This is a genomic window from Nitratidesulfovibrio liaohensis, from assembly GCF_011682075.1.
Classification (GTDB): Bacteria; Desulfobacterota; Desulfovibrionia; order Desulfovibrionales; family Desulfovibrionaceae; genus Cupidesulfovibrio; species Cupidesulfovibrio liaohensis.
This window is the reverse complement of the sequence record NZ_VSMK01000146.1, coordinates 1-5,910: the sequence shown is the minus strand read 5'-3', so window position 1 is coordinate 5,910 and position 5,910 is coordinate 1. Positions and strand designations below refer to the sequence as shown.

The 5,910-nt window shown below is 65.4% G+C and carries 5 protein-coding genes; all 5 read left to right on the top strand.

The features are described 5' to 3' along the window. A partial coding sequence (gene garR / locus FVW27_RS06230) for a 2-hydroxy-3-oxopropionate reductase (protein WP_167123655.1) occupies positions 1-752 on the top strand: 752 nt, incomplete at its 5' end. Between the two features lie 397 nt (positions 753-1,149). Beyond that, positions 1,150-2,811, top strand: a complete 1,662-nt coding sequence (locus FVW27_RS06225; RefSeq protein WP_167123653.1) for a ribonuclease J — start codon at positions 1,150-1,152, stop codon at positions 2,809-2,811. Positions 2,812-2,960: 149 nt separating this feature from the next. Beyond that, a complete protein-coding gene (locus FVW27_RS06220) occupies positions 2,961-3,743 on the top strand; it encodes a fumarylacetoacetate hydrolase family protein (protein ID WP_167123651.1) in 783 nt (260 codons plus the stop codon). 481 nt (positions 3,744-4,224) lie between these two features. Next, positions 4,225-5,031, top strand: coding sequence for a 30S ribosomal protein S2 (gene rpsB / locus FVW27_RS06215; protein ID WP_167123649.1), 807 nt, complete (start codon positions 4,225-4,227; stop codon positions 5,029-5,031). 34 nt (positions 5,032-5,065) lie between these two features. After that, positions 5,066-5,668 (top strand): translation elongation factor Ts, encoded by a 603-nt coding sequence (gene tsf / locus FVW27_RS06210; RefSeq protein WP_167123647.1) that lies wholly within the window; start codon positions 5,066-5,068, stop codon positions 5,666-5,668. The last annotated feature ends 242 nt before the right edge of the window (positions 5,669-5,910 follow it).

Below are 5,910 nucleotides of genomic sequence, written 5' to 3'. Positions count from 1 at the left end.
AAAGCCCCGCCGCCGTGGCCGCCGCGTCGGACGTGGTCATCGCCATGTTGCCCAACTCGCCGGAAGTGCGCGCGGTGGCGCTTGGCCCCGGCGGCATCGCGGAAGGCGCGGCCCCCGGCTGCATCGTGGCGGACATGAGCTCCATCGCCCCGCTGGCCAGCCGCGAGATAGCGGCGGAACTGGCCGCAAAGTCCATCCGCATGCTGGACGCCCCGGTGAGCGGCGGCGAGCCCAAGGCCATCGACGGCACCCTGTCGGTGATGGTGGGCGGCGCGCAGGCGGACTTCGACGCCTGCCTGCCGGTGTTCAAGGCCATGGCCGCTTCCGTGGTGCGCGTGGGCGAGGTGGGCGCGGGCAACGTGGCCAAGCTGGCCAACCAGATCGTGGTGGCGGGCAACATCGCGGCCATGTCCGAGGCGCTGGTGCTGGCCACCCGTGCCGGGGCGGACCCGGACCTGGTCTACCAGGCCATCCGGGGCGGCCTTGCGGGCAGCACCGTGCTGGACGCCAAGGCACCGCTGGTCATGGACGGCAGGTTCACCCCCGGCTTCCGCATCCGCCTGCATGCCAAGGATCTCGGCAACGTGCTGGAAACCTCGCACGCATTGCACGCCCCGCTGCCGCTGACCGCGCAACTGATGGAAGTGATGCAGGGCCTGATGGCCGACGGCCTGGGTGACGCCGACCACGGCGCGCTGATCCGCCACTGGGAGAAACTGGCCGGGGTGGAGGTGCGCCGCAAGCCCGCGTAGGCTGGTCGGCAAGCTCGCCGGGAATATAGTCGAACATCGGCTGAACATTCGTTGTTCATTGTCGATGTGAAATTATCATGCCTGGCAACCACATGCCGCGCCGCCCCACCGGGTGGCGCGGCCTTCGTTTTCCGTTCCCGCCGCTGCCGCTCCCCGGCGTATTGCCGCAGCATGCGGACCGCAACGCACTGCGGCCCACTGCCCATTGTTGCGGATACCCTTGTGTCACACGTTTGCAGGGCGCCCCCCCGTCCGCCACGGACTGTTCAGCCAAACGGCACGGGTCGTCATGCACAACGCATCCCCTTGTGAGGCCCGTCTTTTTGCGATAGCAAGAGGAACTGACCCGTGCCCTTTCACCCATCACCAGACGCGCAACCAGAGTGGAGCCCCTCGCATGGCGGACCAGACCCCGCACCTGACCATCACCCCCCTTGGCGGACTCGGAGAGATCGGCCTGAACTGCCAGATCTGGTCCACGCCAGACTCCATGGTCCTGGTGGACTGCGGCCTGATGTTCCCCGAAGACTACCACCTTGGCGTGGACGTGGTTATTCCGCGCTTCGACCACGTGTTGCAGAACCGCCACCGGGTGCGCGGCATCGTGCTGACCCACGCGCACGAGGACCACATAGGCGCGCTGCCGTGGCTGATGCCCCACCTGAAGGCCCCCATCTACGGCTCGCGCTTCACCCTGGCCCTTGTGGAACACAAGCTGCGCGAACACGGCCTGGCCGACCGCGTGGAACTGGTGCCCGTCTCGCCGGACGTGCCGCTGGTGCTCGGCGACATGACCTTCCGCTTTCTGCCGGTGTGCCATTCCATCATCGAAGGGTACGCCCTGGCCGTGGAAACCCCGGCGGGCCGCGTGGTGCACACCGGCGACTTCAAGATCGACCCCAATCCCCTGTCCGGCCCCGGCACAGACCTTGCGCTGTTCCGCGATTTTGCCGGTGAAGAGGGCGTGCGCCTGCTGCTGTCCGACTCCACCAACATCGAGCGTGACGGCCAGTCGCTGGGCGAGCGCGAGATCATGGACACCTTCCGCCAGCTGTTTCAGGAAGCGGAAGGCCGCATCGTGGTCACGCTGTTCTCCAGCCACATCCAGCGCATCCAGGAAGTGTTCGACCTGGCCAGCGAATTCGGGCGCAAGGTGGTGGTCAGTGGCCGCAGCCTGATGAACAACATAGAGATAGCGCGCAACCTCGGCTTTCTGCGGGCAGAGGCGGGCATGATCCTGGACGCCGTGACCATGCCCCCCATGGCCGACCGCGACCTGGTGCTGCTGGTCACCGGTTCGCAGGGCGAACCGCTGTCGGCCCTTTCGCGCATCATCATGGGCGAGCACAAGCAGCTGTGCATCCACCGGGGCGACACGGTGGTCATGTCCTCGCGCTTCATCCCCGGCAACGCGCGGGCCATCACCAAGCTGATCAACGAACTGTACCGGCTGGGCGCGGAAGTATACTACGACAAGGTGCGCTCCATCCACGCATCGGGCCACGCCCACCGCGACGAGCTGCGCGCCATGATCGAGGCGGTGCGCCCCCGCTACTTCGTGCCGGTGCACGGCGAATACCGCCATCTGGTCAAGCACTGCCGCCTCGCGCAGGAATGCGGCGTGGCGCAGGAACGCACCATCATCCTTGAAAACGGCGATCCCATCACCCTCACTCCGGACAGCGTGCGTTTCGAAGAGCACGTGCCGGTGGAGTTCATTCTGGTGGACGGCAAGGGCGTGGGCGACGTTGGCCATTCGGTGCTGAAGGAACGGCACATCCTGGGCGGCGAGGGCATGGTCATCGTGGTGCTGGTGGTGGACGACACCGGCTGGGAAGTGCTGCACGGCCCGGAAATGCTGTCCAAGGGCTTCGTGTTCGAACAGCACTACAACCACGTGCTGGAAGACGCCAAGTGCATCGTGCTGGACATCTTCGAGAACATCCCCCCCGGCGAGACGGAACGGCTGCAGGACCGCATCCGCTCGTCGCTGCGGCGGTTCTTCCGCAAGGTGCTGGAGCGCGACCCCATCGTGGTGCCCGTGATCACCACCATCTGACCATCCGCAGGGTGCCGCGCGGCCCCGGCAACGGCTTTTTCGGCCCTTTTCGGAAAAGGCGGCTACCCCCTTTCCGAACCTGACGGCGCCCGATTTCGGGCATTGACGATGCAACGCGGCGGGTACGCCCGCCGGAGCGGAGCGGCGACATGCGCGTGGTACGGGTGCAATACAAGGGCAGCGTGTTCTTTGGCGCGTTGCAGGACGACGGCGTGGTGTGCCTGAACCACCAACTGGGGCTGAAAGACCCCATCCCGCTGGCGGACCTTGCCATCCTGCCGGTGGTGGCCCCGTCCAAGATCATCTGCGCGGGCATGAACTACCGCGACCACGCGGCGGAAATCGGCTTTCCCGTGCCGGACGAGCCGGTGTTCTTCCTGAAGGCCCCCACCGCCGTCATCGGCAGCGGCCAACCCATTCTGGTGCCGCAGGGCGTGGGCCGGGTGGACTACGAGGGCGAACTGGCCCTTGTCGTCGGACGGCAATGTCGCAACATTTCACCGGATGCCGTGCCCGCGAACATCTTCGGCTATACCTGCGCCAACGACGTTACCGCCCGCGACCAGCAACGCCGCGATGGCCTGTTCGGCCGCTGCAAGGGCTACGACACTTTCTGCCCCGTGGGTCCGTGGATAGAAACCGACCTGCCCGACACCGCCAACCTGGCCGTGCGCACCCTGGTCAACGGCGAGGTGCGCCAGCAGGGCAATACCGCCGACATGCTGTTCACCCCCAACGAGATGGTCAGCGCCATTTCGCGCGTCATGACCCTGCTGCCCGGCGACCTCATCCTTACCGGCACCCCCGTGGGTGTCGGCCCCATCGTGCCCGGCGACGAGGTGCGCGTGGAAATCGAGCAGGTGGGGCTGCTGATCAACCCCGTGCTGGCTGCCCCGGATGGGGACGAGCACCCCGAGGTGCCGTTGCAGTAGGCGGGGCCGCCCGCCGCGCCCGAACGAATGCTGGCTACCCCCGCCCCGCCAACGGGCTGTTTCTAAATGAGGATTTTCGTTCGTTGGCAAGGAAAGCGAGCCTGCCATGAGGGAGCATGCGGCAGCCGTTATGCGAGTCTTCGAGCATTGCCCTAGCCGTTGGTGAGCGAAGCGAACCTTACGGATAAGGACAGCAGAGCTATGGCAGGCAAAGCTTGACCGCGTTGCGCTCGATGCCCGTAACACTCGCAAGCTCGCGTAACGGGCACGCTTCGCGCCCTTCGGGTCGGTCAGCCAACGGGCGAAAAGACCATTTGACGCCTCCCCAGCGCTTGCCATCCGCCACAATCTGGCGTATGCATTCCTGCCTTTTACACCAAGCACACTCCGGTTTCGGCCCGGGGTGCCCGCCACGCTTTGAGCGGCGCGGGTTGAAGGGCCATGGCCGGTGTGGAAGAAAAAACCCGCAAGGAGTTCTGAAATGGCTTACGTTTCCATGAAGCAGATGCTGGAAACCGGCGTGCACTTCGGTCACCAGACCCGCCGCTGGAACCCCAAGATGCGCCCCTTCATCTTCGGCGCCCGCAACGGCATCCACATCATCGACCTGCAGCAGACAGTCAAGCTGTTCCGCACCGCCCACGACAAGGTTGTGGACACCGTGGTCAACGGCGGCAAGGTCGTGTTCATCGGCACCAAGCGCCAGGCTCAGGAAGCCGTGGCCGTGGAAGCCGGCCGCGCCGGGCAGTTCTACGTGACCAACCGCTGGATGGGCGGCACGCTGACCAACTTCACCACCATCCAGAAGAGCATCGACCGCCTGAAGAAGCTCGAGGCCATGTTCGCCGACGGCACCGTCAACAAGTACCAGAAGAAGGAAATCCTGCGCATGCAGCGCGAGATGGACAAGCTGCTGGCCACCCTTGGCGGTATCAAGGAAATGGACCGTCTGCCCCAGCTCGCCTTCATCGTGGACCCGCACCGCGAAGACATCGCCGTGAAGGAATGCCGCAAGCTCGGCATCCCCATCGTGGCGGTTACCGATACCAACTGCGATCCCGACCTGATCGACTTCGTCATCCCCGGCAACGATGACGCCATCCGCGCCATCAAGCTCTTCGTGGCCGCCATCGCCGACGCCTGCCTGGAAGGCGACGCCATGCGCAAGGAACGCAAGGGCAAGGACGCCGAGGAAGAGCTGAAGAAGGCCGCCGCGCCCAAGGCTGAAGCCGCCCCCGCGGCCCCCGCCGCTGAGGCCGCTCCCGCCGCCGAAGCCGCCGCCGAGTAATCAGACCTCCACGACATCTCAGGGAGACCGCACAATGGCAATTACCGCCCAGATGGTTAAGGAACTGCGCGAAAAGACCGGCGCTGGCATGATGGACTGCAAGAAGGCCCTGGAAGAAAACGGCGGCAGCCTCGAAAAGGCCGTCGACTGGCTGCGCCAGAAGGGCCTTTCCAAGGCCGCCAAGAAGGCTGGCCGCGCCACCTCCGAAGGCGTCATCGGCAACTACATCCACTCCACCGGCAAGATCGCCGTTCTCGTGGAAGTGAAGTGCGAAACCGATTTCGTGGCCCGCAACGAAAAGTTCCAGGAATTCGCCAAGAACGTGGCCATGCAGATTGCGGCCAACAACCCCGCCGCCGTGGACGCCGAGTCCGTGGACCCCGCCGTCATCGAGCGCGAGCGCGAGGTTTACCGCCAGAAGGCCCGTGAAGAAGGCAAGCCCGAGAACATCATCGAGAAGATCGTTGAAGGCGGCATCAAGAAGTTCTACAAGGAGATCTGCCTCCTGGAACAGCCGTACATCCGCGACGACAAGATGACCATCCGCGACCTGCTGAACGACGTCATCGCCACCCTGGGCGAAAACGTCACCATCGGCCGCTTCGTCCGCATGCAGCTGGGCGCGGAAGAAGCCTAGCCGCAGGACGGAACGCCGCCATGCCGTACGGATGCAAGCGCACCGCTACCGGCATGCAGCTGACCGTGCATGCATCATGAATGAAAGGGGGGTCGAAAGACCCCCTTTTTCGCGGGCTACCACTTGGGGTATGTTTCCCTGCGGCAGCCGCGCGGGCGGGGCGCACACGGCACCGTCACACACCGAGCCCTCCGGCTGCCCCGCCGCCGCGAGGCCCCACGGGACGGGGTTTCGTCCCCCCG

Coding starts and splice junctions, on each gene's coding strand:
- FVW27_RS06220 (WP_167123651.1), top strand. CDS start 2,961: ATGCGCGTGGTACGGGTGCAATACAAGGGCAGCGTGTTCTTTGGCGCG.
- tsf (WP_167123647.1), top strand. CDS start 5,066: ATGGCAATTACCGCCCAGATGGTTAAGGAACTGCGCGAAAAGACCGGC.
- FVW27_RS06225 (WP_167123653.1), top strand. CDS start 1,150: ATGGCGGACCAGACCCCGCACCTGACCATCACCCCCCTTGGCGGACTC.
- rpsB (WP_167123649.1), top strand. CDS start 4,225: ATGGCTTACGTTTCCATGAAGCAGATGCTGGAAACCGGCGTGCACTTC.